Genomic DNA, 26,885 nt, shown 5'->3' on the forward strand with positions numbered 1-26,885 from the left:
CACCGGCGCGAGCGCCCCTTCGTCAGCCCTCTTCTTTGGTCGCGAGCAGCCGCGACAGGCGCGCCCCCTCGATGCGCACGGCGATGACCTTCTCCCGATCGAACACCACCGCGCCCGGAGCCGCGCCGCGCGGCTTGCGCACGTAGCGGCGCGGGACGTAGCTCACCTCGCAGACCGCCTCGCCGCGCGCGTCGCTGAAGTGCGCCGCCAGGGTCGCGGCGTCCACGAGCACGTCGGCGGGGCAGCTCGCCCCCTTCGGGAGCGGCACGACGACGTGCGAGCCCGCGACGCCCTTCGCGTGCAGCCAGAGGTCGTGCGGCCGCGCGTGCTTCGTCGTCAGCGCGTCGTTGTCCTCGGCGCCCCGGCCGACGAGGATCGCCGCGCCGGAGGCGCTCCGGTAGGCGTGGAACGGCCGGCGCGGGGCCGCCCGCGCGGCCCGCGGGCCGCGCGCTCCGCCGGCCGCCCCGGGCTCGGCGGCGGCGCCCGCCCCGGCGATCTCCGCGCGCGCCACGCCGAGGGAGCGCGCGCGCTGCGCGAGCGGCTCGAGCGCCTCCGGCCGCGCCTCCGCCGCCGCGACGTCGGCCTCGAGGGCGGCGATCGCCTCGAGGGCGCGCTCGGTCTCGGCGAGGCGCGCGCGCATCACCGCCTCGCCGCGCTGGTAGCGCCGCGCCTTGGCGAAGAACGCCTCGGCCTGCGCCTTCGCGGGGCGCGCCGGGTCGAGCGCGACCTCGATCTTGCCGCCGGTCTCCCAGTCGTCGAGGAGCGCCTTCGCGGCGCCGCGCGGCACCCGCGCGCCCTGCGCGAGCAGGAGCTGTCCCGTCTTCTGGAGGCGCGCGACGCTCCCCAGCCGCCCGAGATCGCCGCGCACCGCCTCGGCCCTGCGCTCGAGCGCCGCGCGCCGCGCCTTGACGGCGCGCGCGAGGGCCGCCTTCTCCTGGCCGGCGGCGGCGTCGTCGCTCGCCTCGACCAGCGCCGCGCCGGCGGCCAGCGGATCCTCCGGGTAGGCGATCTCGGCCGGCGGGGCGCTCCCCTGAGGCGGCCAGCGGAGGATCAGGTTCCCGGCGCCGTCGAGCAGGCGCACCTCGCCACGGCGCCCCGGGGCGAGTTCCAGCCGCGCCGCCGCGGCGGGCGCCGGGCTCAACCCGGGTGCGGGCAACCCGGGTGCGGGCGCCGCCGGGCTCAACCCGGGTGCGGGCGCCGCCGGGCTCAACCCGGGTGCGGGCGCCGCTGCCGCCAGGCTCAACCCGGGTGCGGGCGCCGCCGGGCTCAACTCGGGTGCGGGCGCCGCCGGGCTCAACCCGGGTGCGGGCGCCGCCGGGCTCAACCCGGGTGCGGGCGCCGCTGCCGCCAGGCTCAACCCGGGTGCGGGCGCCGCCGGGCTCAACCCGGGTGCGGGCGCCGCCGCCGCCGACGGCCCCGCCTCACCACGCAATTCATTCTCTTGGCAGTCTTCCACCGAAGGCAGATCGCCGGCGATCACGACGACGCCGTCCCCCCGCACCTCGATCGCCAGCACGCGGCGGCCGACCAGGTGGGCCCGCATGGCGGCCAGGAGCGGATGCGACGCGCCGACGCGGAGCCGCGGCAGCCGCGGCAAGACCCCCACCCCCGCGACGCGCGGGCCGATGCCGGCGCCGAGCACGCGCCGCGCTCCGGCATACACGGCCAGCGCGACGAGCCCCGTCGCGGGGTTCGCGTGCGCGGCGTCGATCCGCGCCCCTACCCAGCTCGCCATCGCCTCGGCGAGCGCCCCGCCGCGCGCTGCGCTCCCTCGATCGTCCTCCATGGCGAACGCCGCTCGCTCGTACCTCTCAGCGGAAACTGTCGAAGTTCGGCTCGCAACAGTCGATGGCGAGCCCGCACCCCGAGCCGACCTGCGTGCAGGTGGCCACCTCCGAGCCGTTGACCAGGCAGGAGCAGGAGATGTCGGAGCGCCCGACCGGCCTGCACTCGACGGCGAAATCCCAGCCCGGGCACGAGCCCTTGCAGCTGCACACCCTGTCCCCGCCGCCGAAGCACTCCAGCCCCCCACAGTCGGCGCCGGCGCCGGCGCCGGAGCCGGAGCCGGAACCGGCGCCGAACGCACACGCGTCGTACTCATCCAGCAAAGGCTGACACCTCGACGGGATGACATCGCAATTGAACGCCTCGATCGCGCAATCGAAGAACGGCGCCAGCCGATCGTTGCACGCGGGCGCGGTGGACAGCTGCTCGTCACAGACGTCGTCGCAGCTGCCCGGTGCCGCGCCGCACACCGGCAGGAACATCTCGCAGTAGTCGAGGCACTTCGACCGCGCGTCGCCGCCGCCGCCGCCCCCGGTGGAGGTCACCCCCACGTTGCTCGTCCAGCTCGCGCTGCTGCTGGTCGCGCCGGCGCCTCCCGACCCCTCGCCGGGCATCCCGTCGACCACGACGTTGCCACCGCAGGCGGTCCCCCAGGCCAGGACCGCGAGCGCGGCGAACCGCATCCTAAGCAGCGTCATTCCCATTGGTAGATCCTACTTTCTCCTGACCGGCTGCGAAGCCGGGCGATGAAGGGCAAGACCCCCTTTCAAACCGTGCGTGCGGATTTCCCGCACACGGCTTACCGGCGGTCTCTCGGGCCGCTGCATTACGCAGCCTCCGGGTACTGGACGGTCCCGCGCAGGCGGTAGAGCCCGTGGCCTTCGACGAAGAAGTCGCTCGTCCACCCCTCGGCCTCGGCCGCGCGCAGGTTGCGCCCCTTGCGCTTCACGAGGAAGCCGCGGAGACGCCGCCACACGTAGCCGTCGACCTGGTTGAACTTGTCCGCCGCGTTCCCGGTGCGGAAGTAGTTGCCCCAGCCGCGCAGCACCGGGTTCAGGTCGCGGATCAACACCCGCACGTCCTTCACCCCGTTCCTGGCTCGACCGGTCAGCTCCTTCACGCGCTGCCGCACCCGCTTCATGCTGCGCTGAGAGGGCCAGCGCTGGAGGAAGTACACGCGTCGGCGTGACTGCTCCCAGATCCGCCCGCTCAGCCGCTTGCGCAGGTGGCAGCCGAGGAAGTCGAAGCCCTCCTTGCCCCAGGAGAGGTCCACCCGCCTCGTCTTGTCCGGGTGCAGCTCCAACCCGAGCCGCGCGAGCACCTCGCGCACGCGCTTCTCGGCCTGCTCGCATGCCAACCTCGTGCTGCACACGATCACGAAGTCGTCCGCGTAGCGCACCAGCGTGCCCAGATGGGCACCGTGGCGCTCCCACGCCGCATCGAGCACGTGCAGGAAGATGTTCGACAGGAGCGGCGAAATCACGCCGCCCTGCGGTGTACCCGAGAGCGTCGCTACCTCGCGACCCTCCTCCATCACCCCGCACTGGAGCCATTGGCGCAGCAGCTTGAGCACCCGCCGATCCGAGACGCGTCGCTCGACCAGCTTCATCAGCTTGTCGTGGTCGATGCTGCCGAAGTAGTCGCGGATGTCCGCGTCCAGCACGTGGTTGCCTCCGCGAGCTCCCAGCCTGCGGAGGGTCTCCAGCGCCTGCGTCGCGCTGCGACGAGGCCGGAAGCCGTACGAGCTCGGGCGAAAGTCCGCCTCGAAGATCGGCTCCAGCACAAGCTTCGCCGCCATCTGTACCACCCGGTCCCGGACCGTCGGGATGCCCAGCGGCCGCTTCTTTCCGTCCGCCTTCGGGATGTACCGGCGCAGCACCGCTGCTGGCCGGTACGTGCCTGCTCGCAACGCGACGCCGAGCTCTTCGAGGAAGCGCTCCACGCCGTGCTGCTCGATGTCGGCGAGCGTCTGGGCATCGACGCCCGCCGCACCTCGGTTCCGCTTGACCCGCTTCCACGCTTCCGCGAGGACGTCACGCCTCGCGATGCGGTCATACAGCGCGTGGAACCGGCGCCCCGGATGCCGCTTGGCCGCGACCCACAGCCGGCGTTGGAGTTGTCGCACTTTGTCCTCGGGCTCGCGCCCGCGGGGGTGGTTGGGACCGGTCTTGCCGGCCATGCCCTCGCGCTTACCTCCTCGACCGACGCGACCACCGCAGGGGCCTCTCCCTCCGACCGCGTTGTTCGTCGCGGCCCTCGACGGTACTACGGCCCCCTCGGACTCCCGCTGCGCAGCGCTCGACTTCACCTTCGGCTTATACGAGCCACCTTGCCGCGACGACGGCAACGCAGACGGGTCTCCCGTGTTCCGCACCTCTCCCTGAACGCGTGCTGCTCCCCGTACCCCGGAGGGACCCGCCGCGCGTTCTGCTCCGGACTGCGGCGCGGCGGACGTGGCCTTCGCCGTGGCATGCGCGGCTCGGCTCCCTCGTTGTTTCTCTGTCGAGGCGGCAGGCTTCACTTCATGTTGCGGCCCGCGTTCTTGCTCCCTCCGTGGAGGCTTTCGACGCCCCGCTCGGGCCGCGGGGTCTCCCCCGCGAACCTGGGGCCTGCTACCGGGCGCTCCGGCGCTTACCCGGACGGGACTCGCACCCGCTGGAGACGTGCAGCGTGAGACCGCTCCCTCGCCCCGCGAGCGGGGTCCGGGTTCGGTCTCGTCACGACGCACCATGGCGCGAGACTAGTACAGCGTTCCCGAAGTTCATCCCTGGATCCGAGGTGAGCCAGCCGAGCCCATCGGGGTCGTGCGCAGCCTGAGCGTGGCGAGCATGCGCAGCGCATTGAGGTCTGCGAGGCGAGGTTGCCGGGTCATCTGCGATCGCGTGCGTTCTTGAAGCCCTCGGCTCGGGGCAGGTCCCACGCGCGTAGGTGCCCCGAGCTCGCGCAAAACCCGTCCTGCTGCCCGCGCCGCTGCGCCACAAGCTGCAGCTGACGGCGCGCTCGCCCAAGACCTCGCAGCGCGACGCGCAGCGTGTCCGGATCGTGCTGCTGGCCGACGAGGGATGGAGCAACGAGCAGATCCAGCGCGCCGTAGGCTGCGACATCAAGACGGTGCGCAAGTGGCGCAACCGGGTCGCAGCGATTGCCGACGAGGCGGTGCTGCAGGACAAGCCGCGCACGGGCCGACCGCCGCGCGTGGCGACCACGGTGCACTACGAGCTCATCAAGCTGGCCTGCAGCCGCCCCGATGAGCACAAGGTTCCGTTCGAGCAGGTCTGGACCCTGGACCAGCTGGCCAAGGCCCTGAAGCTCGAGACCAAGGTGGAGCTGAGCCGCACCGAGGTCTGGCGCGTGCTGCAGGGAGCCAGCCTCCGACCGCATCGGGTCCGGCCGTGGCTGCACAGCCCGGACCCGGACTTCCGGTCTAAGGTCGAGGTGATCTGCAAGCTGTACCTGGAGCCTCCCACAGGCGCGACCGTGCTGTGCGTCGATGAGAAGACCGGCATGCAGGCGCTGGAGCATCGGTTCCCCATGCAGCCGTGCCGCAGCCGAAAAGCCGCGCGCCGGGAGTTCGAGTACCAACGCCACGGCACGCTCGCGCTGATCGGCGCCTTCAACGTCAAGACGGGCGAGGTAGTGTCGCGCTGTGGACCGACACGCACCGCCGCCGATCTGCTCGCGTTCATGGACGAGGTGGCGAAGCGCTACCCCACGGGCGAGGTCTACATCATCTGGGACAACCTCAACATCCACCACGGCGCCAGGTGGAACGAGTTCAACGCGCGGCACGGCGGGCGCTTCCACTTCGTCTACACGCCCATCCACGCCTCGTGGGTCAATCAGATCGAGCTGTGGTTCAGCATCCTGAGCCGTCGGGTGCTCAAGCACGCCTCCTTCGCCTCCGCCGAGGAGCTGAGCCGGTGCGTGCTCGGCTTCGTGCGCCGCTGGAACGAGCACCAAGCCCGGCCCTTCCGCTGGAAGTTCCGCGGCCAGTGGAGGGCGACCTTGCCATCGTACGCAGCCTGAGCTTCGGTGCGGGCCCATGCCGAAGCAGCACGCCGCCCCCGAGCACGCCGCCGCGATCAGCTCCTTCCTCGCAGCCCAGGGGCTTTCTCACCTGCGGGCGCGCAAGTACGGGCAGATGGTGATCATCGAGTCGGGTCCTGAAGCCGACCCGAGCGGCCACGCCCGGCTGCGCCGCGACACGGTCCACTTCTGGACGCTCGAGATCGCGACCCACACCGGACGGTGGGAGAAGACCGGCTTCCGCGGCCTGTGGCAGGACCTGCTCAAGCGGCTGATGGCGGACTTCCCCTGGACGCTTGCGCGCATCGAGTAGCGCACCCGCAGTGGCGTTACGCCGTCGGGCGTTGCATCCGCGTCCTGTGACGGAGCTCGCTCCGTTCACCAGCCCGGCTGGCCCGGAGCGTGAACGGGCCGGCATGTCGTCGATCCAGGGACGAACTTCGGGAACGCTGTACTAGCCCGGCGCGGGCGCGGGCGCGAGCGCCGCGCGAGGTCCGCCGAGGCGAGCCGCCGCGCGGCCTCTCGTGCGGCGCGCGCGGCTTTGCGATAGAGAGCCGCCGCGTGCTCCTCGACCTCCTGCTCGCCCCGCTGCTCGCCCAGGCCGACGCGCTGCCCCGGCCCGGGGCTCCGGCGTCCTGTCCGCCCGACATGGTGCTCGTGGAGGGCACGCACCACGAGAACGTGCAGCGGATGTGCACGAGCTACCGCGGCGGCCACTGCTTCAGCTTCTTCCCCGGGCTGTTCGCCGCCGAGCCGCGCTTCACGCCGGTGCGCACGTGCATGGATCGCCACGAGTGGCCGAACCGGGCGGGCGCGCTGCCGGTCGTGATGCTCCGCTTCGTCGAGGCCGAGCGGGAGTGCGCCGCCGTCGGCAAGCGCCTCTGCACCGAGTTCGAGTGGGAGCTCGCGTGCGAGGGGCCGTCCGCGCTCCCCTTCCCTTACGGTTACGCGCAGGACCCGGCCGCCTGCAACGTGAGCAAGCCCTACCGGGGCATCAGCGAGCGGCGGCTCGCGTCGGACGACCCGGCGGTGCGGGCCGCGGAGACGCAGCGGCTGTGGCAGGGCGAGCCGTCGGGCTCGTATCCGGCGTGCGTGAGCCCGTACGGCGTCGTCGATCTGGTCGGCAACGTGGAAGAGTGGGTATCGACGTCGCGTCCCGAGTGGCCGCACCGCTCGTCGCTGAAGGGCGGCTACTGGTCCAAGCCGTGGGCGGGGTGCCGCGGGACCAACGACTCGCATGGACCGATGTTCCGGTTTTACGAGATCGGGTTTCGCTGCTGCAAGGATCCGGGGGCGGGGACGTAACGCGGGATCGAACGGGGTTCCCCGAGCGGGGGCAAGCGCGAAGCGGCTGGAAGGACACGCCATGGTGCTCGATCGGTTCGAGGTTTGCGTCGATCCCGCGCGCTACGTCCGCTGGCCTGGCGGTGGTGGCTTCCAGCCGGTCGAGCTGCGGGTCAACGGGCGCGGGCTCATCGATCGGGTCCGCGAGGTGGAGCTCCCCTACGCCGAGCGCGAGCACGACGACCGTATCGCCGCCGGCGAAACGGCAGAGGAGCGCGGCCCGAGGGGCGCGTTGGCCGGCAGCTACCTGTATCCGGCCGGCTGCCATGTCTTCCTCCCGTCGAGGAACCTGCTGGGCGAACCGTACCGGCACGGGTTCGGCACGAAACCGGGCGATCCCCGGAATCGAAAATCTCTGCTGCTCCAGTGCACGTGCGGGATCACCGATTGCTGGTTCCTGCTCGCCACGATCACGGTGAACGAGGACACCGTCGTCTGGTCGGACTTTTGCCAGTTCCATCGCCCCTGGAGGTATGACTGGCCGCCGTTCGTGTTCGATCGTGGCCAGTACGAGGCGCAGCTGGTCAGGGCCTGAAGGGGGCACCACCCCAACCCGGGTCGGGCCGCTGACGTCGGGTCCCTCAACCCCGGTCGGGTCCCTCAACCCCGGTCGGGTCCCTCAACCCCGGTCGGGTCGCTGGTCGCTCCATCGGATGCTCCGGCGCGGGTCGCTCCGCCATGGCGCCGCCACCCGCCCGATGCGCACGCTACACCCCCAATCCCTTGATTTCGGCCTCTCGACCGCCCGGCACGCGATCTGCGTTGGGCGCCACGCCATGGGAGACGCCGACATCACCTTGCGCCACCTCGCCCGACGGCGCCCCGAGGACCTGGTGCGCGCCCTCGTCCCTGAAAGCCGCCCCATCGAGGTATCCACGCGGGGGCGAAGGGCGCGGAGGAGCGGGCCGACCTGTATACAGCGCTCCTGGTGATGGCGACCATCGATCCCTGGGGGCATAATCTGCTGAAGGAGCTCATCATCATGGTAGAGGACAAGGAAGAGGGGCTGCTCCGGCGCACGCCGATCATCGGGGAGATGATCATCGAGGCCGAGCGACGCGGCGAGCAACGGGGAGAGCAACGAGGAGAGGAGCGCGGGCAGAAGGCGATCGCAGAGCTCCTCGGCCGCCTCTTCGCGCGGCGCATCGGGCGACGTCTGACGGCCGAAGAAGAGCGCTCGATCATCGAGCGCGCTCGCGTGAACGGTCCAGACGAGGTCGAAGTCGCCTTGCTCGAGCTCGAGCGCGAGGCACTGGTTCGATGGCTCGCGGAGCCGATGCGCAACGCCTGAGCTCCCGGCGGGAGGAGGGAACGCCCAGCGCGCGACCGCCGCTGTTCGGCAGCGACGCGCAGCCCCCGAATCCGGCGCGTCCCAGCCGCCGTGGGACGCCGCACGGCGCCTTCGTGCCCACCGCGTGCGGCGCGATGGCGCGCCCTCCGGTTCGTGGACATGCTGCCGCGATGGTGCCGCCGTCCGATCCCGTGGCCCCGTTTCTGCCCACGGTCGCTCGCGCCCGCGACGAGGGCCTCGCGCTTCCGCCCGGCGCGCCGGCCGAGGAGCGCCGCGTGGCCGCGCTGGTCGTCCTCGCGTCGATCGTGCGCCGCGAGGGCTGGACGGAGGTCGTCGACCTCAGCCCGCAGGCCGCGGCGCAGCTCGAGCCGGGCGACCCGCCGCGTCCGCTGTCCTTCGAGCCCCGCGCCTACCGGCGCCTGGTCGAGGATCTCGGCCTCGTGCCCTGCACCGGGTGCGCCGGCGCCGCGGGGCGCGCCCGCTGCCCCCGCTGCGGCGGCCGGGCCCGGCCGTACGCCTGCTCGTGCCGCGCGGGATACGTCCGCTGCCCGTCCTGCATGGGCGCCGGCCGCGTCCGGCGGGTGCGCATCCGCCATCTGCAGGACCGCCCGCTCGAGATGCGCGAGCTCTACGCGCCGCCCGAGATGACCTTCGTGCCGTCGCTGTTCTCGTTCGAGGGCGCCCTGGAGCGCCGCCTGGGCGCCGATGCCCCTCCCGAGCCCCTGCGCTGCCACGACCTCCGCCCCCGCGCGAGGAGCAGCGCCTACCGCGGCGGCAGCGACCGGACGGTCGAGCCGGATTTCCACGGCCACCGCTTCGCCGGCACGATCGAGCGCGCCGTGTCCGGCCTCACCGCGCTCGCCGCCGGGGGCCGCCTCGTGGCCCAGGCGGTGCGCGCTTATGCATGGCCGCTGCTGTGGCTGCGTTATGGTCCGGACGAGCCCGCGCGCGACGTGGTCGTCTATCCCGATCTCACCGGCGCCCTCCGGATCTTCGCCGGCGTCGAGGGCGCGGCGACCGCAAACCACGTGCAGGAGAGGACACGAGGCGCCCGCGTCCCGGGCTGACGAGACAGCGCGTTCGTGCATCGATCGAGCGCCCCGCCCTCGCCCCGCGTCGGGCGCCTCCGGCTTCTCTGCGGGAGGCGCGCGGCGTTAGAGTACCGCGATGCGACAGAGCGAATGGACCTGCCTCGCGGTGTGCGCCGCCTCGAGCACGGCGCTGAGCTGCAATGCGATCTGGGGGATCTCCGAGGGTGAGATCCGCGATGATTCCGCGACGGGCGGCGCAGGCGGGGACGGCGGCGCTGGCGGGGGCGGCGGCGCTGGCGGCGGCGGCGGCGCCGGGGATCCTCCTTCGGAGTGCCCCTCCGCGCCGTTCACCGGGCGCGCGCCGGGCGCGTGCCAGGCGTCCGACGCCGATCACGATTACCTCTCCGATCCGGACAACTGCTGTGTTCCCGGCAGGAGCTGCCTCGGCGGCGCCTGCGAGGAGGGCCGGTGCCGGCCGGTCCTCCTCACCTCGATCACCGAGGACCACGAGACGCTCGGCGTCGCGGTCGAGGGCGACGGCGACGACGCGCGCGTGCTGTGGGCGAGCGGCTACGGGAGCACGGTCTTCGCGACGGAGAAGGCGGCCTCCGGCTCGACCGAGCCGCTCGTGGTCCTCGACTCGCTCGTGACCATGCTCGCGCGCGACGGGCGCTCGCTGTTCATCACCGACTGGAGCGCGTCGGACGTGTACCGGATGCCGCTGGACGGGAACATCACTGTCCCCACGGTGGCGAGCGCCGAGGGACAGGCGCGCTTCCGGGCGCCCGTGGCCGGCGGCGGCTGGGTCTACTGGATCACCGGGATACGCCAGAACCCGGACCAGGAGGCCGACGCGCCCGAGGCCCCGCAGCGCATCTGGGCGGCGCGGGTCGACCAGACCGATCAAACGGGCCTGCCGGTGCTCGACCGGGACACGTACGTCGGAGGCCTCGCGCTGGACGAAACCCATCTCTACTGGACCGAGCTGGAGCCCGGCAGCACGGAGAGCACGGTTCGACGGATGCCGATCGGCGAGCCCAGCGCGCCCGAGATCGTCGCGTCGGTCCGCGTCGAGGACGACGAGCTGCCCGGGAACATCGCGGCGAGCGATCGCATTTACTGGATCCTCGGCGCGACCATCCATGCCGTGAACAAGGACGGCTCCGGCGCCGGGGTGCTCGCGGCGGCGAGCTACCCCACCCGGATCCAGGCGGACGCCACCTTCGTCTACTGGTACAGCGATGGCGCGAAGCAGCTCCAGCGGGTGCGCACCTCGGGCGGCGCCCCGGAGACGCTCGCCGACAGCACGTACATCAATGGCCTCGCGCAGGACTGCCGCGCCATCTACTGGACGACATGGCATACCGAGGAATTGCCGGCCTCGGTGTTCAAGCTGGCCAAGTGAACCGCCGGGGGCCGGCGCACGGGGCCGGCCTTCGCGGTCGTCAACGCGGGGTCTGCTTGCCGGTGGCCTGCGCGCCCTGCGGAGACGGTCGCACCCTCTCTCAGTCCAGCCCACGCGCCGCGCCGAAACCAGAGCCGCTTACGTCTCGCGCAGGCGCCTCATTTCGCGCACGCGCCTGAGCCGCACGCCGAGCAGCGTCGTCCATCGCGCCCGCCGGGAGGCGTGGGCTCGCGGCGGCCGGCAAGGGCGCGGGAGGACCCGCGAGGCAGCGAGCAGCACCTGGTCAGCTCCGACCGAGCTCAGCTATGTTGCAGACGGATCGCTCGCCGGCCGCGCCGGCATCCCCCCCTTCTTGAGCGAGCGGAGGAATGCATTGACGTCCATGAATCTCGAAAAACCTACCTGTGACGACTCGTTGATGCGGCAGCTCGGGTATTCGGTCTACCAGCTGCCCATCATCAGCGTTGCCGACGAGCTCGGGGTGTTCTCGCTCCTCGAGCAGGAGCCCGCGGGCATCGCGGAGATGGCCGGGAAGCTTCACCTCAGCCTCCGCGCGACCGAGGCCCTCCTGGCCTCCCTGGCAGGCATGGGGCTCCTGGTGCGGACTCATGGCAAGTTCCATCTCACCGAGACGTCTCGCAACTTCTTGATCCCGACCAAGCCGTTCTACTGGGGCTACTTTCTGCGGCTCATCTGCCAGGTTCCCATCACGCACGGCACCTTGCTGGAGACGCTGCGGCGGGACGGGGCCGTCGCGTGGGGCGAGGGCCAGGGCAAGGTCATCTCGGAGGAGTGGGCAGCGGCGGACCTGTCGGACGAGCGGGCGTTCGTCTTCACCCGGGCGATGCACAGCCACTCGTTCGCGACCGCGGTCGGGCTCGCGCAGCGGGCCCAGCTCTCGGGCGTGGCGCGCCTCCTCGACGTCGCCGGCGGCTCCGGCTGCTTCAGCATCGCCCTGGCGCAGCAGAACCCCGGGGTGCGGTTCACGGTCGCCGAGCTGCCGCCCGTGTGCAAGACGACGCGGAAGTACGTCGCGGAGCACGGCCTCGAGGATCGCATCGACGTGCTGGAGCTCGACATGTTCCGCGGCGCGTGGCCTTCGGGTCACGACGCGATCTTCTTCGCCAACATCCTCCATGACTGGGACAGCGCGCGCCAGCGGCACTTGGTCCAGCGCAGCTTCGATGCGTTGCCGCCGGGCGGCCGCGTCCTCATCTACGAGCTCCTGCTCTCGGACGGGCAGGACGGCCCGCTCACGGCGGCGCTGTTCTCCATGAACATGGTGTACATGACCCCCGGCAAGCAGTTCACGGCCGGCGAGCTCGACGAGCTCGTCCGCGGGTGCGGGTTCACGGACGTGTCCGTCGTTCCGGCGTACGCGGGGTACTCGCTCATCAGCGCCAGGAAGCCGCTCGCCCGGTGACATCCTCCACGGCGGGTGCCCAGCGCCGCGGCGCCCCGAGCGAGCGGCAGGCCCGGCGCACCCGCGCCCTCCTCACGGCGCGCAGCGCGTGATCGTCACCTCGCGCAGGCGCAGCTCCACGAGCGGTTTGTCGTTCTCGTCGGTCTCCACGTGCGTCATCGCGGTGACCACCTCGACCGGCGCGCACTGGCCGAAGATCGTGTAGTCGCCGTCGAGCCAGTCCGTCGCCACCTCCGTGATGTAGAACTGGCTTCCGTTGGTGTCGGCCCCCGCGTTGGCGTAAGCGAGCGTCCCCGCGCGATGCTTCAGCGCGGAGATCTCGTCGTCGAACTCGTACCCTGGCCAGCCCTCGCCGGTGCCGAGCGGGTCGCCGCCTTGCGCCATGAACTCCGGAATCACCCGGTGGAAGGTCAGCCCATCATAGAACCGCCGCTTCACCCAGCTACCGGTCGCCGCGTCCCGAAAGGGCCGGCGCCCGCGGGCGAGGCCGACGAAGTTGGCGACCGCGTTCGGGGCCTGCTCCGGGAAGAGCTCGCACGTGATCTCGCCCTTGTCGGTGTCGAAGATCGCGCGCAGCGGCCCAGGCCCCTCCGGGAGCTCGGCCAGCGCCTCGGCCAGGGTGAACACCCCCGCCTCGGGATCGGCGGCGCCGGGGAGCACCTCCTCGGGCGCGTCGACGTCGGGGCCGCACGCGGCGGCGCCACCGCCCCCCGCGCTCGCGCTGCTGGTCGAGGTGGTCGAGCCCGCGGCGGCGCCCCCGTCGCCAGCGCTGCTGGTCGAGGCGCTCGAGCCCCCGTCGCCGCCGCCGTCGCCGTCGTCACAGCCGGCGGCGAACGGGAAGGCCAGGAGCATCGCGGCGCAAAGGGCGCTCGCATACCCACGAGGAGAAGAAGCGGTTCGGATCTGCATCCGATCGACGCTCGCACGAGCCGCGCGAAAAAGCACGCCCGACTCGCCCGGAGATCTCGCGCGCCGCGAGGCGAGACAACGCTCCTCGCCGGCGGGTCCGGGGCGCGGAGGCTCCACCGGACCCGCCCCGTCGTCACTGCGCCACGACGCCGAGCTGCTGAAACAGCGTCAGGTTGTCCTCGATATGCCAGTTGTCCGTGATACGTCCGTTCTGCACGCGCAGGATGTCGGTGGCGATGAAGTCCACGGCCTGCCCGGCGCCCTTCCTGTCGCCGAACGTGCCGGTGAAGTGGCCTCGGAAGCGCAGGTGCGCAACCACGCGATCGCCGGCGACGATCAGCTGCTCCACCTCGCAGCTCAGGTCCGGGACGGCGGCGCGGAAGCTCTTCGACGCGAACGCCGGGCCCGCCGGGCCCTGCGGGCGCCCCTTGGGCAAGGTGCGGTCCGTGAAGGTCGGCGCGATCGCCGCGTCGAGGTAGCGCTCATCGCCGGTGTTCCAGAACGCGTAGAACCGGCGCGCCGCGAGCATCTCCGCGTCGGCCTGCTCCCTCGGCAGGCTACCGTCGACGACGGTCGACCGCGGCGATGGCAGGTCCTCCGCGCCGGCGCCCTGCACGTAGCAGGCGCTCGCGGCGGCGAAGAGCGAGAGGGAGAGGGCGCTGATCAACAGGGTCTTTTTCATGGGGCGTGTCTCCTCGGCACAAGCGATCTCGGACAGCCGATCGGCTCGATCGGCGACAGGAGCCACCTTGATCCTTTCCAGCGCGTAGGAGAACGGCGGCGATCGACGAACCATCTTTTCGGAAATGTTGAAGATCGCCCCCGGAGCGGCTACCGTGGCCCCGCTTCGCTGCCCGTCACTCGCCGGGGGTGCGCATGGTCGAGCTGGAGGACATGCAGCTGTTCGTGTGCGCCGTCGCGCGGGGCAGCCTCTCGGCGGCGGGGCGCGAGCTCGGGTTCTCGCCGGCGGTGGCCAGCAAGCGCATGACGCGGCTGGAGGCGGCGCTCGGCGTGCGCCTCCTCCAGCGCAGCTCGCGGCGCCTCACGCTCACCGCCGAGGGCGCGACCTACCACGAGCGCTGCGTCGCCATCCTCGCCGACGTGCGCGAGGCCGAGCTCGCGGTGACCGCCGGCCAGGCCGAGGCGCGCGGCCTCCTGCACGTGTCGGCGCCGGTGGATCTCGGCCGCCAGTGGGTCGGGCCCGCCGCGGCCGACTTCGCGGCGGCGCACCCAGCGCTCCGCGTGCGCGTCAGCCTGTCGGACCGCGTGGTGGACCTGCTCGACGCCGGCGTGGACGTCGCGGTGCGCATCGGCGCGCTCGGCGACTCGCGCCTCGTCTCGCGCCGGCTGGCCCGGAGCCGCCGCGTGGTCTGCGGCGCGCCGGCCTACCTCGCGCGGCGCGGGTGGCCCCGCACGCTCGCGGACCTCGACACCCACGCGTGCATCGTGCTGCAGCGCCCCGGCATGCGCGCGCTCTCGTGGACCTTCCGCACCGGAGAGGGGCTCCACACCGTCCGCCCCGCCGGCCGCCTCGTGGCCGACAGCGGCGATCTGGTGCGCGACTGGGCCGTCGCCGGCCACGGCCTCGCCTTCAAATCGATCTGGGACGTCGCCGCCGACATCGACGCCGGGCGCCTCGTCCCGCTGCTCACCGACCTGCCCTCGCCGGTCTCCGCCGTGAACGTCCTCTATCCGAGCCGCCGCTTCCAGCCCGCCAGGGCGCGGCTGTTCATCGACTTCCTGGCGGAGCGCTTCGCCGCCCACGAGGCCGCCGTGCTGGCCGCGGCGACGCCGCGCGCCGCGCCGCCGGCCGCCCCTCGCCGCGCGCGCCCCGCGCGCCCCGTCTGAGGCGCGCCGCCGCGAAGGCGGCGAGCGGGCACGCGCGCCTCAGGCGCCGCCCTGCCCGCCCGCGCCGAGCGCCGCCAGGAAATGCTCCCGCTCCGCGGCCGTCGGGCGCCGGCCCGAGAGGTAGCGCCGCTGGTGCGCGCGGGCCGCGCCGATCGCCGCCTGATTCAGGATCTTGATCGGCACCCTGGGCGCGTACAGGCTCGTCACCTCGAGCAGCGTCGTCGCGCCGGAGCCCGGCGAGAAGCGGTGAACCGCGAGCCCCCGTTTCCACAGCATGTTTTCCTCGATCGTATCGACGCGGATGGCGAACGCCTCCGGCGCGACGCGCTGGGCCGAATACCGCGCCGTCTGCGTGAAAGGCCCGATCCCCGGGAGGTTGAGGCTCATCCGGAGCACGAAGCTCGGCTCGCGGTACGATCCCGACTGCATCGCACACTCCGTACCGGGGAAGAGCTCCCGCGCCTGGCCGTGCTGATCCCAGAAGACGGCGGCGGCGTCGAACGGGTCGATGTGACCGATATCGATGGTGAACCGGACGCCGGAGAGCCCCTGCGCCTCGTCGCGGACGTCCTCTGCGTGCTCGAGCTCCGTGTCCTCCTGCTGCCACATGGTCGTCTCCTCGTCCGACGAAACGAGCCTATGGGAAGCACGGCAGCGCATCAAGGAAGCGGCCGGCCGGCGCACGGACGCGCGACTCCGGCGGAACCCTACGGCGCGTTCAGCATGCCGGCATGGACCGCGCGCGGGGCGCGTTGCTACCCTCCCCGGCACCATGAACTACCGCAATCTCGGACGCACCGGCCTGAAGGTCAGCCCGCTCTGCCTCGGCACGATGAACTTCGGCCCGGAGACCAGCGAGCCCGACAGCTTCGCCATCATGGACCGGGCCCTCCAGCACGGGATCAACTTCTTCGACACCGCCAACGTGTACGGCCGGAAGCGCGGAGAGGGGATCACCGAGCAGATCGTGGGGCGCTGGCTCGCGCAGGGCGGCGGGCGGCGGGAGCGCATCGTCCTCGCCACGAAGGTCTACGGCCCCATGGGCGAAGGGCCGAACGACAGGAGGCTCTCGGCCTATCACATCCGCCGCGCCTGCGACGAGAGCCTGCGCCGCCTGCAGACGGACCATATCGACCTCTACCAGATGCACCACATCGACCGCGAGACGCCCTGGGACGAGATCTGGCAGGCGATGGAGCAGCTCGTCCGCGAGGGCAAGGTCCTCTACGTCGGCAGCAGCAACTTCGCCGGCTGGCACATCGCGCAGGCCAACGGGCTCGCCGCGCAGCGGCGCTTCCTCGGCCTCGTCTCGGAGCAATGCGTGTACAACCTGAACGCGCGCACCGTCGAGCTGGAGGTCCTGCCCGCGTGCCGCGCCCTCGGCCTCGGCGTCCTGCCCTGGAGCCCGCTCGCCGGGGGGCTGCTCGGCGGCGCCCTCCAGAAGGCGCGCGAGGGCCGGCGCGCGTCGGCCGACGCGCAGGCGCGCATCGAGAAGAACCGCCCCAGGCTGGAGGCCTACGAGGCGCTCTGCGCGGAGCTCGGCGAGAAGCCCGCCGACGTGGCCCTGGCCTGGCTGCTCAAGAACCCCGTCGTGACCTCGCCCATCATCGGCCCGAGGACGGCCGAGCAGCTCGACGGCAGCCTGCGCGCCCTCGAGATCCAGCTGACCCCGGAGCACCTGAAGCGCCTCGACGAGGTGTTCCCCGGCCCCGGCGGCGAGGCGCCCGAGGCCTTCGCCTGGTAGCGCGGCGCCGGGCGGCGCTCGCCGGCGCCGCCCGGCACACTCGGCTCCACGTCCGCGCCGGCGCCGTGCGCGGGAGTCGCGCCGCGGGGCGGGTCGATTTCGATTCCCCGGCGTCGAGCGGGTGGCCTACGCTCCGGAGGCCGGAGGCGCGTCCAGCGACGCGCGCGCGAGAGGGGATGGGCATGGGCCGATGGCGCTATGAGCAAGGGTTGCAGGAGGTCGGCAATGGCTGCTTTGCGTATCTCCAGCCGGCCGGCACCTGGGGGCTCAGCAACGCGGGGCTCGTCACCTCGGACGGCGAGGCGCTGCTCGTCGACACGCTCTTCGACCTGAAGCGCACGCGCGAGATGCTCGGCGCCATGCGCGCGGCCACCCCGGCGGCGGCGCGGATAGGCACGGTCGTGAACACCCACGCGAACGGCGACCATTGCTACGGCAACGCGCTCGTCGAGGGCGCGACGATCATCGCCACGCGCGCCGGCGCCGCCGAGATGGATGAGGTCCCCGCGCCGATGCTGGCCATGCTGATGCGACAGGCGCGCAGCGGCGCCGCCGGCGCGCTGGGCGATTACCTCGTCCATTGCTTCGGCGCCTTCGATTTCGACGGGATCGCGCCCACGGCGCCGACCCGGGTCTTCGAGGGGGAGCTGACCGTCACGGTCGGGGCGAAGGAGGTCCGCCTCCTCGAGGTGGGCCCCTCGCACACGAAGGGCGATCTGCTCGTGCACGTGCCCGCGGACCGGGCGGTCTACACGGGAGACATCCTCTTCATCGACGTGACGCCGATCATGTGGGCGGGGCCCGTCGGCAACTGGATCAAGGCGTGCGACACCATCCTCGCGCTGGACGCCGACGTCATCGTGCCGGGGCACGGCCCGATCACGGATCGCGCCGGCGTCCGCGCGGTGCGCGATTACCTCGTGTACATCCGCGACGAGACGCGGCGACGCTACGACGCCGGCATGCCGCCGGCCGACGCCGCCCGCGACATCGCGCTCGCCGATTACGCGAGCTGGAGCGACGCGGAGCGCATCGCGGTGAACGTGCACACGCTCTACCTGGAGTTCAGCGGAGGGAAGCTCAATCCGCCAGGCGTGGTCGAGCTCTTCGGGCTCATGGCCGAGCTGGCGCGGAGGGCGCGCTGAGGTCTGCAGAAGAAGCGGGGGCACGGGCTGATGCTCACCACTTGGCCACCGAAGCCGACGCGAGAACGACGCGGGCGCACGCCGTACCCCAAACATCTGCCGCGCCAGACGCGCGCGGTGTCCGTCAACGGCGGCATTCGATTTCCAGGACGCAGGAACGCTACGTCAATCCCACGAATCGAACGAACCGCTATCAATCTTGGATGATGGCGATGGTGGGATGGTGAAGATATTCGGCAACGAACGCTTGGAGGCTGAACCAGCGCGTCCGGCACTTGGAGTAACGCCGGCGCTTGGGCCAGGTGCAATTTGCGGGGAGCTTTGTGCGGGGACTCCGCTGCCCGCGGTGAGTAGAACCTGTACGCGAAAGACCTTGATTTCCGAGCCGGACAGCGGATCCATCGTGGCGAGCACTTCGGGGTCCGATGGTAGCGCTTCAGGACGTCCGACAGCGATGACGACCTCCCACAAACCATCGGGCACGTTGGGAAAGAGCACTTCACGCGACCCAAAAACACTTATCGATCCATCCGGCAATATTGTTCGACTCTGCAACCGCACACGATCGCGACCGACCACTCCAGACATTCCATCGCCTCGACCGAACTGAGGCAGCCACATGAGCACCTTCCGTACCCCTGAAGCTTCCCTGTTCACAAGAACACCACTCACCACGACTTCGCCCTGAACCGCCTGAACCGGTCGCAGAATGATACCCAAGCCCGAGCCAGGACCAAGATCCCATACCGATTTAGCGGGAACGTCGTACCCATCGGGAGACAATTTCCCCGCACCCCGACTGCCACTACTGCGGTAAACCTCCATGGTATACACTGGCAAAGCATCACCACTAGTCAACGCAGGCGCCAATGAGTTCGCGTCGACAATCACAGTGCGATTCAAATAAATCCATCCCGCAATGCCCGACGCAAGGGCTACGGCCCCAGTCAGCGTGATGAGCACGCGGCGTCGCCTCAAAAGCGGAATGATTGCTGCTGGCGCTTGCTCGTGGGGCCCTGCGGCGGCGCCAGCAGCTGGAACATCGATGAGCTCCGTGCCATGCGCCCCCGCCGAGCCCGTTGCGTCCTGTTCCCCTGCTCCTGCGCCCGGCTCCTGAAGAATCTGCTCGACGATGCCGTCAATCTGCGCATCACTCGACGGGCGGAACGCTTCGTATGCCGCTGCCGCTGTCGATGACTGCTGCGCGAGTTGCAGGAGTGCCGCCTCGCCCTCCGGATCCAACTGCCCCGCCGCTAGCATGTCCCACCGAGGATCCTGCACAACGTCTTCCTCGCGTGCGGTTCGCGCAAGCGCATCCAGCCACGCATGGGAGTTCTTCATTGGCGCTCCTCAGGCTCGACGGGGTTCAGGCGCATGTGCTTGGCGATACGACCAGGAGGCTGGCGGTCAGACAGAATTTTCTTGGCGAGCTGTGCAACGCGTTGCCCGAGTCGAATCCGCCATTTGTAAATAGCTTCTGCGCTCTTGCCGGTAAGCGCACACACCTCTTCCACGGAGCGCTCTTCGACTACGAGAAGCTCAAACATCTCAAGCGCCTCCTCGCTGAACTGCGCCCGTACCGCCGCAAGGAGCTCGGTGAGCACCTCCCGCGAGGCGGAGATGTCCTCCGGCCCATCCGCGTCGATGGCGCCCCGTTCAAAGTCCTCAGGCACGGTCGGCTCCTCCACCTGCCATGGGCTTTGGCGCCTGCTGCGCAGCAGGGTGATCGCCTCACGCTCAGCGATCAGGCCGACGAAGTTATGAAGCGAGGCCCTGCCCTCTGGGTCCCACTGACGGAGCACATGACAATCCTTCGCGAACAGGTGGGCAAAGACATGTTGAACGAGGTCTCTCACCTCTTCCCTGAGATCGTGCGCACGGCCAGCACCCCGTCGAAGCAACACACGCGCAACCCGGGCACGGACCACGGGCTCCAGGTCTTTGACTAGTGTGTGCACTGCGCGTCGGTCTCTCGTCTGTGCTTGGACCACCAGCGTCTGGTACCAGTTCGTCATCTGGCACCTCGATCCGTCTCGGGAAGAAGCACGCAGGCGCCTAGCCGTCGAGCAGATGCCTCGTCTGATGAAGCCGCAATGCGCGCAGCAGTGTACGCGCGCAGGCAGAACGCGCAGCCGGTCGGCCATGAACTCATCAGATAAGCGAAAGGCATGCCCACGCCCTCCGAGCCGCTGAGCGCCATGATACGGCACACGCGCCGGTTCTCCTGGGTGGCCGCGGGAGATCATGCACGTCATCCCTTCTCTCGCGCCGCGTGTAGCTGCGCGAAGCGGAGGCTTGGCCAAACCTCGCGTTACGGGGTGCGCAATTCGCCTTGGCTGGCATATCGACGTGGTCTTCTACCATACCACGGACTGCGCCTGCGCCGAAAAGGCCCCGTCTGCCCCCCAGCGGGAGCATCGCCGACGCGGGCCACAAGCGCTGTGCTCGCCGCCCCGTGGCCGGAGCGCTCTCCAAGGAGTCCGATGCCAAAGGAGAGCACAGTGGCAACATTACATCTTGGACGTAATTACCCAGACACTGCTCTCCGGCCAGATTTGGCTGCGGCGGAAAGCGCAGGATTTGACGCCGCCTAGGCGAGTCCCTGAACCAATCGCGCGCGGTCCTCCTTCTCTTCATTTTCGTTGTCCGATCCTGAGGGCACGGTTCGTATGCCGGAGTAACTCCAAGCCAGCCGGCTTCCTCGACGAGGCGTGGTGATGCTCGTCACTGGTCTCCTCGCGGCGCTGCCCTCGATCCGCCGCGTCCCGCCCGGGTTCACTGGCACGGCTGCCATCTTCTAGGAGGATCAACCGGTAGGCGCCGGGGGCGGGCATCCTTGATGTTTGCCATCGCTGGGTCGCCCAGCGGCATTGGCGATGAACGAAGCACCTAACCCGGCGTCACCACGCGCAACCACGTGACACTCTGGCCACTCAGTATAACAAAGGAAGAATCATGAAAATTTTCAAAATGTTCTCTTTGACATCTGCGCTGGCGCTCGCCACCATCGTTGTATCCAGCTCCGCCAGCGCATCTCCGATCGATGGCAACGCCACGTGGTCATGGGGCCCATTGCGCGTCGCCGACATTGGCCATGGAGGAGACAATGATGTCTACGTGCAGTTCCGCAACGCGGATGGTACGATTCGCAACCGCTGGCCGAACGCTTCCGGCGCAGAGATCTGCGGGGGTTCAGCAACGCTCCGTTTGGCGCGAGGCCGGACAAACTTCAAGGAAATGCTGGAATCGCTGAACATTGCGGGTCTCTCAGGTCGAACCGTATGGGTATGGTACGAGCCAACCGACCGCGTCTGTTACATCAAACGACTCGGTGTGGCGATGCAATAAACGGCCTCGAACACGTAGCCAACTGAGCACACAGAGACGGTTCACAATCTACACACCGCAAACAACATCATCAATCCAAGGCAGTCCATGTCAACAAATTCCTACCGCTTGGCGCCTATTATCGTCACCCGCTTCGCAATAGTCGGGCTCACCGTGGTCGCCGCGCCGGGATGCGGGCTTGGCGGCGCTCCATCAGACGAGTCCGCCCTACCTGACCTGCGACTGCCAGATGGGTCTCGGCCTCCAACTTTCGAAGAGTTTCTCGGGCGAGGGCTGGTGCTTGAGGGCGGACGACTGATCGTCGATCAAGACATCCTCGTGGAGAACGAAGCTATGGCACGGGCTTACCACGAGAGAGAGATGAATCGGTCGGCTCGGTTGTTGGATGCCCCAGAGGCTCCGTCCGGACTTGGAATAGCTCACCTTCCGCTCAGCGTGCATGTCGTCGACGAAGCGGACGACGTCTGGGCGCATCCTCAGAAGATGGGACTCACGTATTGCGTAAATGCAGCCAGCTTCGGGACAAACGCGAACCTATTAATCGAAACACTCGAACAGGCGACGTATTCATGGTCCCGGCGCACTGGCGTTTCATTCCAATGCATCGACCTAGCCACATGTGACAACACAACAATCGATGTTGCATTCAACGTACGACAGACAACTCTGCCGACAGGTGTCAACGCAGCGGCCTTTTATCCGAGCTGGCCACGGTCATCTCGTGAGTTGCTGCTCGCGCCAACGGCGTTCACCAACACGTCGGGAGGACGGGATCTGCTCGGTATCCTCAGCCACGAGCTCGGACATGTGCTTGGCGCGCCACACGAACACATCTGGCTCACGCCCTCCTGCACGAGGGAGTTGCCAGATTCCGTGCGTCAGATCACTGAATACGACGTAAATTCCGTTATGCACTACCCACAGTGCCGTCCCAGCGGCACCGGAGGGTATCGGCAGAGCGAGCTTGACTACGTCGGCATGCACACGATTTATGGGATGGCGCCAGCGCTGATCATGAGCCTTCGAATGTGAGTCACTATTTCAAGTCCGCTCGCCGCTGGTGCCCTTCCGGCACCCTCGGAGCTGGCTCGATACGAACGAACGAGCCGCGCAGACTCGTGAGGCGACGCTGCATCGCACGGAAAGCACGCAGCCATGGCCTCATCTTCAACAAGGATCACGGAGGGATCAGCATGGTAACGAACACGCGTCGAGGCGAAGGACGTTCGCGTCCTCTGCTCGTCATCGGGGCCGCTATTCTGTGGGCGTGTTCTGACGCCGCAACCAGCAGCGGCACAGGCGCCGGAACCTCAACCAGCTCCGGGGCAGGCGCGGCAACCTCGACCAGTTCCGGCGACGGCGGTGGCAACTCGACCAGTGATGCCGCCACCGCAGGAAGTGGCGCCGCACTGGGGACAGGCGGGGACGCAAGCAGCGATGAAGAGGTAACCGTCGACATCTCAACCCCGGACGGCAATCCGTTCGGCAACGCGGTGCTCTACGTCGACCCCGGCTACGTCGCCAGGGTGCAGAGCTCGATCGAGCGCACCACCGATCCTGCCCTGGTCGAGAAAATGGAGAAAGCAAAGCAGTTCTCCACTGGGTTCTGGGTCGATCGTATCGCTGCAATAGACGACCTCGACGCGTATCTCGATGGCGCGTTCATGCAGCAGAAGATCCAAAAGAAACCCGTTGTGTCCACTATTGTGCTATTCAATCTGCCAGACAAGGATTGCAACAACTTACCCAACGACACCGAAATCAATACAGAAAACGGCGGCCATGAACGATACGTGGACGAGTACTTGAAGCCCTTGGCCAGTGTCGTTGCAGAACACGCACACCAGCGCATCGTGGCAATTGTTGAGCCACGTTCACTGGCGAACATCGTTCGCCCGAAAGGTCGAGAGGGTTGCTCATACTTTGCGGACGGGTACCGCGACGGCGTGGTCGCTGCGCTCCAGCACTTAGACATGCCGCATGTTTATCAGTACGTGGATGGTGGAAGCGGTCTGCATATCGGGCCGAAGTGGTCCGATATCCTATCAATGAGTAGCCTTATTGAAGCAACAGTCGCGTCCGCCGGCTCTCCGGCGTCGGTTCGCGGTTACGCCACGAATGTCTCCGGCTATGGGAAGCTTCAATACACAGACGAGGACCTCGTTTTGTCCGCCTGCAGTTCTTCCACTAGCCCTTGCCTGATTAGCGAACTTGATTACGTTGAACTCCTGGGGAGGTCGGTTACAGGCGGCCCCCTCGACTTTAACAAATTCATAATTGATACCGGTCGCAACGGTGATATCGGTCCCCAAGATTATCGGTATGCGTGGTACAACTTCCGCGAAGCGGGACTTGGCATTCGCCCTTTGGAGCTTAGCCTCGCCAGGTTCGCCGATAGGCTCGACGCTAATCTATTCATGAAGCAAACAGGCTCGTCAGATGGATGCTACTACGACGAAGATTACTGCGGCACACCCCCGCGGAAAGGTCCTAGGCCAGGCCAGTGGTTCCACGAACACTTCGTTGATCTCGTGAAAAACGCAAATCCTGCGCTGTGAGGAGCCAGGAAGCTCGCCGATGTTCCCAAGCCGTTTCACGAGGGCCCGGAGACGGGCCAGGCGCGATGCCTACGTGGCGCTGAGGGCCCGCAAGGGGGGCCCGAGCCTCGGGCCGGTGACGTTCTCACCCAACGTCTGGGCGGCGCTCCGCGGCGGCACGCTCGACGCCGGCGGCTCCCTGGTGCGAGGGCCGCCGCCATCATCTCGCGTGGTGGTGCGACAGGCTCGGGTTCAGGGCGCGCCTGTCATAGCTCGGCCTCATGGATCGCGCCTGGGTCGGCCAAGCGGATCCTGTGATCGCGAGCGCCGCCAGCACCGCGATCAGGACCCGGGCGATCGACGCTTGGGGTCGGCCAAGCGGATCCTGCCACCCGCTCGACGTGCTCATGTCTTGCTCTCCTTCGATGCCTCCGCCGCCCGGCGTCGCCGGCCCGGGGGAGGGTTGCGGTACGAATCGCCCTCGAGGACGAGGACGTGGGCGTCGTGGAGCAGCCGGTCCATGGCAGCGCTGGCGAGCAGCGGGTCGCCGAACAGTCCACCGAACTCCTCCACGGCGCGATTGGACGTCAGGATCATCGCCCCGCGCTGGTAACGCAGCCGGATGACCTCGTAGACATCGGCCGCCTCTTCGACCGTCAGCGAGCGGAGACCGAGGTCGTCGACGATGAGCAGGTCGACCCCCACGAGTCGCGCTAGCCGGCGGTCGTGGCTGCCGTCGGCGCGGCCGGCGCGCAGCTGCTTGAGCATGTCGCCGGCGCCCGCGTACAGCACCTGGTAGCCCGCGCGACAGGCGCGGTGACCGAGCGCCTGAGCGATGTGCGACTTGCCGACCCCCGCCTGGCCGACCAGCAGCACGTTCTGCCGGCGTTCGACGAAGGAGCAGGTCGCCAGGTCGATCACCTTCGCCTTCGGCACCCTCGGATTGAACTGGAAGTCGAAGTCCTCCAGCGTCTTGAGGCTGTCGAAGCCCGCTCGGCGGATGCGCTGATCGAACTGCCGCCCGTCACGGCGATCGACCTCGTCGCACAGCAGCCGCACGAGGAACTCCTCGTGCGAGAGCTGCTCGTCGACGGCTTGCCGCACGCGTACCTCCAGCGACTGCAGTACGCCCGACAGCCGCAGCTTCTTGAGCACCGGCACGAGCTCGTCAGTGAGGCCCATGGTCCCCTCCTGTCGACGACAGCCGCGAGGCCGCGAGCAGCCGGAGGTCGCGCGCGAACCGCGGAGGCGCCTCCGCCCACGCCGCCGGCGCAGCGCTCTGCGGGCTCGGCTCGAAGTCGAGACCGCGCCGGAGGATGTCGCGAACACCCTGGTAGCTGAGGTTGCCGTAATGGCTCGCTCGGCGACACGCGGCCTGCGCGCGCTCCTTGGGGAACTTCTCCAGGTGCGTGACGATCGCCTGCACCTTGCGCAGCTGCGAGAGCACGTCGTCGGCGTCGAACACCTCGCGGACGAACCTGCCCACGTCCTGGCCCATCTGGTCGGCGCGCTGCTCCCAGTAGGCGCGGCTCCGGTGCCGCAGCGCCGCGCGCTCCTCGGGCAGGTGCCGATCGAGCGTGCTGCGCAGGCCGGCGCCGCGCCGATCGTGCCGTGCCACGGCCTCGTCGTCGGCATACACCACCACGCTCGACGGCGTCGCGCGCAGCCACACCTCGCGTTCCACCAGCCGCCAGGGCACCGAGTACAGCCTTCCTCCGAGCTCGACGTGGCAGTCGCGATGCACCCGCGCCCGCTTCCAGGTCACCAGCTCGTACGGGCGCAGCGGCAGCGGCTGAAGCCGGCTCTTCTCCTCGGCCTCGAACACCTCGAGCGGCCTTCGCTTCGTGGTGCCGTGCTGCCGTGTGCCCGCGATCTCGACGATCCATCGACCGAGCGCCGCGCGTACCTCGCCCACGTCCTGCCCCTCGCGACCCGCCAGGGCGTTGCGCTTGACGTACTTCACACTCGCCTCGACCTTGCCCTTCTTCTGCGGCGCTCGCGGCGGCGTCGGGTCCACGGTGAAGCCGTAGTGCCTCGCGAGCTCGCGGTAGCTGCGGCTCAACCCCGAGTCCTCGTCCACGCCGAACGCGGCCCGCACCACCGCCGCCTTGAGGTTATCCGGTACCATCGTCGACGGCACCCCGCCGAAGGCGCGGAACGCTTCCTCGTGCAGCCGCAGCCATGTCTCGGTCTTCTGGTCGAACACGATCTGCGCGAACAGATGCCGGCTGTAGCCGAGCACCATCACGAACACCCACGCCCTGCGCAGGCTCTTGGTCTCAGGGTCCCACAGCCGCCCCGCGTACCCGAAGTCGACCTGCGCGACGTGCCCGGGATCGGTCTCCACAACGATGGCGATGTCCTGGGGCCTGATCCCTTGCTCCCTCTGGAGCGTCGCGACCATGCGCTTGACCGCGGAGCGGCTGCCGCTGAAGTCGCGCTCTTCGAGCCGCAGCCGGTCGTAGATCGCTGCCGGCTTGAGCCCTTCCTCGACGCGCGCCGCGATGTACGCTCGCCACCGCTCCACGCTCGACTGCTGCTGCGGCGCCACCTTCGGCGGCACGTGCTTCTTTACCGCTTCCTTCAGCTCCTCGAGCGCGGGGATCTCCTCCGCGCTGCCTTCGAGCAGGCCAGCCTGCGACAGCGCCGTGCGATACCGCCTCTCGGTGTTGGGCCCCATCCCCAGCAGCCGCGCTACTTCCCGGCAGTCCTCGCCCCTGCGGTGCAGGCGCACGAGCTCCTGCAGCCTGTGCATCTCCGTCCTCCTCGCGCTCATCCCGGCCTCCTCGAAGCCGGGAGCCATGCCCGGCCCTATCAGGCTCGGGTGTACATGCCTCATCGCTGTCTGACGCCCGAGAACCGGCACTTCCGCCGTCTCAGCCGTGATCCACTTGGCCGACCCGGTCGCGATCCGCTTGGCCGACCCGGTCGCGATCCGCTTGGCCGACCCGGCTACGATCCACTTCGCCGATCCCGCTCCTACGATCGCCGTCTCCGACAGTGCGTGTGACGCATTCCGGAAACTCGACCCAATTTCTCTCCCTCCGAG

At 69.3% G+C, this 26,885-nt stretch carries 25 protein-coding genes; 14 read left to right on the forward strand and 11 right to left on the reverse strand.

Annotated features, from left to right (window positions below; translation table 11 throughout):
• Window positions 1–22: 22 nt before the first annotated feature.
• From WME83_RS32550 to ltrA, 3 genes are all read right to left on the reverse strand, one after another.
• Window positions 23–1,786 (reverse strand): NFACT RNA binding domain-containing protein, encoded by a 1,764-nt coding sequence (locus WME83_RS32550; protein WP_437313604.1) that lies wholly within the window; start codon window positions 1,784–1,786, stop codon window positions 23–25.
• A gap of 25 nt (window positions 1,787–1,811) precedes the next feature.
• Window positions 1,812–2,483 (reverse strand): hypothetical protein, encoded by a 672-nt coding sequence (locus tag WME83_RS32555; protein ID WP_437313605.1) that lies wholly within the window; start codon window positions 2,481–2,483, stop codon window positions 1,812–1,814.
• Window positions 2,484–2,611: 128 nt separating this feature from the next.
• The gene (gene ltrA / locus WME83_RS32560; RefSeq protein ID WP_437313606.1) at window positions 2,612–3,910 is read right to left on the reverse strand and encodes a group II intron reverse transcriptase/maturase; all 1,299 of its coding nucleotides are present in this window, start codon (window positions 3,908–3,910) and stop codon (window positions 2,612–2,614) included.
• Between the two features lie 803 nt (window positions 3,911–4,713).
• On the opposite strand from ltrA, the gene WME83_RS32565 reads away from it, so the two are divergent.
• The 8 genes from WME83_RS32565 to WME83_RS32600 all read left to right on the forward strand — a co-directional run bounded on the left by WME83_RS32565 (window position 4,714) and on the right by WME83_RS32600 (window position 12,305).
• On the forward strand, window positions 4,714–5,811 hold the full coding sequence (locus WME83_RS32565) for an IS630 family transposase (RefSeq protein ID WP_437313607.1): 1,098 nt from the start codon (window positions 4,714–4,716) through the stop codon (window positions 5,809–5,811).
• A 16-nt stretch (window positions 5,812–5,827) separates the two neighbouring features.
• A complete protein-coding gene (locus WME83_RS32570) occupies window positions 5,828–6,124 on the forward strand; it encodes a hypothetical protein (protein WP_437313608.1) in 297 nt (98 codons plus the stop codon).
• A gap of 248 nt (window positions 6,125–6,372) precedes the next feature.
• Complete coding sequence (locus WME83_RS32575) at window positions 6,373–7,116, forward strand: formylglycine-generating enzyme family protein (protein ID WP_437313609.1); 744 nt, start codon at window positions 6,373–6,375, stop codon at window positions 7,114–7,116.
• 61 nt (window positions 7,117–7,177) lie between these two features.
• On the forward strand, window positions 7,178–7,690 hold the full coding sequence (locus WME83_RS32580; RefSeq protein WP_437313610.1) for a hypothetical protein: 513 nt from the start codon (window positions 7,178–7,180) through the stop codon (window positions 7,688–7,690).
• A 396-nt stretch (window positions 7,691–8,086) separates the two neighbouring features.
• Complete coding sequence (locus tag WME83_RS32585) at window positions 8,087–8,446, forward strand: hypothetical protein (protein WP_437313611.1); 360 nt, start codon at window positions 8,087–8,089, stop codon at window positions 8,444–8,446.
• A 170-nt stretch (window positions 8,447–8,616) separates the two neighbouring features.
• Entirely contained in the window at window positions 8,617–9,513 is an 897-nt protein-coding gene (locus tag WME83_RS32590; protein WP_437313612.1) for a hypothetical protein, read from the forward strand.
• A gap of 100 nt (window positions 9,514–9,613) precedes the next feature.
• Window positions 9,614–10,882, forward strand: coding sequence for a hypothetical protein (locus tag WME83_RS32595; protein ID WP_437313613.1), 1,269 nt, complete (start codon window positions 9,614–9,616; stop codon window positions 10,880–10,882).
• A gap of 382 nt (window positions 10,883–11,264) precedes the next feature.
• Window positions 11,265–12,305, forward strand: coding sequence for a methyltransferase (locus tag WME83_RS32600; protein WP_437313614.1), 1,041 nt, complete (start codon window positions 11,265–11,267; stop codon window positions 12,303–12,305).
• Window positions 12,306–12,377: 72 nt separating this feature from the next.
• Here the strand turns inward: WME83_RS32600 and WME83_RS32605 are convergent, their stop codons facing one another.
• Together WME83_RS32605 and WME83_RS32610 are read right to left on the reverse strand one after the other, a co-directional pair.
• Window positions 12,378–13,157 carry a peptidylprolyl isomerase gene (locus tag WME83_RS32605; RefSeq protein ID WP_437313615.1) on the reverse strand — a complete coding sequence of 260 codons (780 nt, stop codon included), beginning with the start codon at window positions 13,155–13,157 and terminating at the stop codon, window positions 12,378–12,380.
• Between the two features lie 190 nt (window positions 13,158–13,347).
• Window positions 13,348–13,896: an ester cyclase gene (locus WME83_RS32610; RefSeq protein WP_437313616.1), complete on the reverse strand. Its 549-nt coding sequence runs from the start codon at window positions 13,894–13,896 to the stop codon at window positions 13,348–13,350.
• A gap of 194 nt (window positions 13,897–14,090) precedes the next feature.
• Between WME83_RS32610 and WME83_RS32615 the strand changes: the two genes are divergently transcribed.
• Window positions 14,091–15,062, forward strand: a complete 972-nt coding sequence (locus WME83_RS32615) for a LysR family transcriptional regulator (protein WP_437313617.1) — start codon at window positions 14,091–14,093, stop codon at window positions 15,060–15,062.
• A 39-nt stretch (window positions 15,063–15,101) separates the two neighbouring features.
• Here WME83_RS32615 and WME83_RS32620 read toward each other — a convergent pair whose 3' ends face one another.
• The gene (locus WME83_RS32620) at window positions 15,102–15,671 is read right to left on the reverse strand and encodes a hypothetical protein (protein ID WP_437313618.1); all 570 of its coding nucleotides are present in this window, start codon (window positions 15,669–15,671) and stop codon (window positions 15,102–15,104) included.
• A gap of 163 nt (window positions 15,672–15,834) precedes the next feature.
• Between WME83_RS32620 and WME83_RS32625 the strand changes: the two genes are divergently transcribed.
• Window positions 15,835–16,806 (forward strand): aldo/keto reductase, encoded by a 972-nt coding sequence (locus WME83_RS32625; RefSeq protein ID WP_437313619.1) that lies wholly within the window; start codon window positions 15,835–15,837, stop codon window positions 16,804–16,806.
• A 182-nt stretch (window positions 16,807–16,988) separates the two neighbouring features.
• On the forward strand, window positions 16,989–17,951 hold the full coding sequence (locus WME83_RS32630) for an MBL fold metallo-hydrolase (protein WP_437313620.1): 963 nt from the start codon (window positions 16,989–16,991) through the stop codon (window positions 17,949–17,951).
• A 165-nt stretch (window positions 17,952–18,116) separates the two neighbouring features.
• Here the strand turns inward: WME83_RS32630 and WME83_RS32635 are convergent, their stop codons facing one another.
• Together WME83_RS32635 and WME83_RS32640 are read right to left on the reverse strand one after the other, a co-directional pair.
• Complete coding sequence (locus WME83_RS32635; protein WP_437313621.1) at window positions 18,117–19,292, reverse strand: hypothetical protein; 1,176 nt, start codon at window positions 19,290–19,292, stop codon at window positions 18,117–18,119.
• Window positions 19,289–19,966: an RNA polymerase sigma factor gene (locus WME83_RS32640; protein WP_437313622.1), complete on the reverse strand. Its 678-nt coding sequence runs from the start codon at window positions 19,964–19,966 to the stop codon at window positions 19,289–19,291. The genes WME83_RS32635 and WME83_RS32640 overlap by 4 nt, the downstream gene beginning before the upstream one ends.
• Window positions 19,967–20,906: 940 nt before the next feature.
• On the opposite strand from WME83_RS32640, the gene WME83_RS32645 reads away from it, so the two are divergent.
• The 3 genes from WME83_RS32645 to WME83_RS32655 all read left to right on the forward strand — a co-directional run bounded on the left by WME83_RS32645 (window position 20,907) and on the right by WME83_RS32655 (window position 23,857).
• Window positions 20,907–21,299 carry a hypothetical protein gene (locus tag WME83_RS32645; RefSeq protein ID WP_437313623.1) on the forward strand — a complete coding sequence of 131 codons (393 nt, stop codon included), beginning with the start codon at window positions 20,907–20,909 and terminating at the stop codon, window positions 21,297–21,299.
• Between the two features lie 87 nt (window positions 21,300–21,386).
• Complete coding sequence (locus WME83_RS32650; protein WP_437313624.1) at window positions 21,387–22,331, forward strand: matrixin family metalloprotease; 945 nt, start codon at window positions 21,387–21,389, stop codon at window positions 22,329–22,331.
• Between the two features lie 161 nt (window positions 22,332–22,492).
• A complete protein-coding gene (locus WME83_RS32655) occupies window positions 22,493–23,857 on the forward strand; it encodes a glycoside hydrolase family 6 protein (protein ID WP_437313625.1) in 1,365 nt (454 codons plus the stop codon).
• A gap of 199 nt (window positions 23,858–24,056) precedes the next feature.
• Here WME83_RS32655 and WME83_RS32660 read toward each other — a convergent pair whose 3' ends face one another.
• The 3 genes from WME83_RS32660 to istA are packed head-to-tail and all read right to left on the reverse strand — an operon-like array spanning window position 24,057 to window position 26,612.
• Window positions 24,057–24,245 (reverse strand): hypothetical protein, encoded by a 189-nt coding sequence (locus WME83_RS32660; RefSeq protein WP_437313626.1) that lies wholly within the window; start codon window positions 24,243–24,245, stop codon window positions 24,057–24,059.
• Window positions 24,242–25,018 (reverse strand): IS21-like element helper ATPase IstB, encoded by a 777-nt coding sequence (gene istB, locus WME83_RS32665; protein ID WP_437313106.1) that lies wholly within the window; start codon window positions 25,016–25,018, stop codon window positions 24,242–24,244. Before istB ends, WME83_RS32660 begins: the two co-directional genes overlap by 4 nt.
• On the reverse strand, window positions 25,005–26,612 hold the full coding sequence (istA, locus tag WME83_RS32670; protein ID WP_437313105.1) for an IS21 family transposase: 1,608 nt from the start codon (window positions 26,610–26,612) through the stop codon (window positions 25,005–25,007). The genes istB and istA overlap by 14 nt, the downstream gene beginning before the upstream one ends.
• Window positions 26,613–26,885: the final 273 nt, after the last annotated feature.

The sequence above is a fragment of the Sorangium sp. So ce385 genome, assembly GCF_051474135.1.
In the GTDB taxonomy this organism is placed as follows: domain Bacteria; phylum Myxococcota_A; class Polyangia; order Polyangiales; family Polyangiaceae; genus Sorangium; species Sorangium cellulosum_D.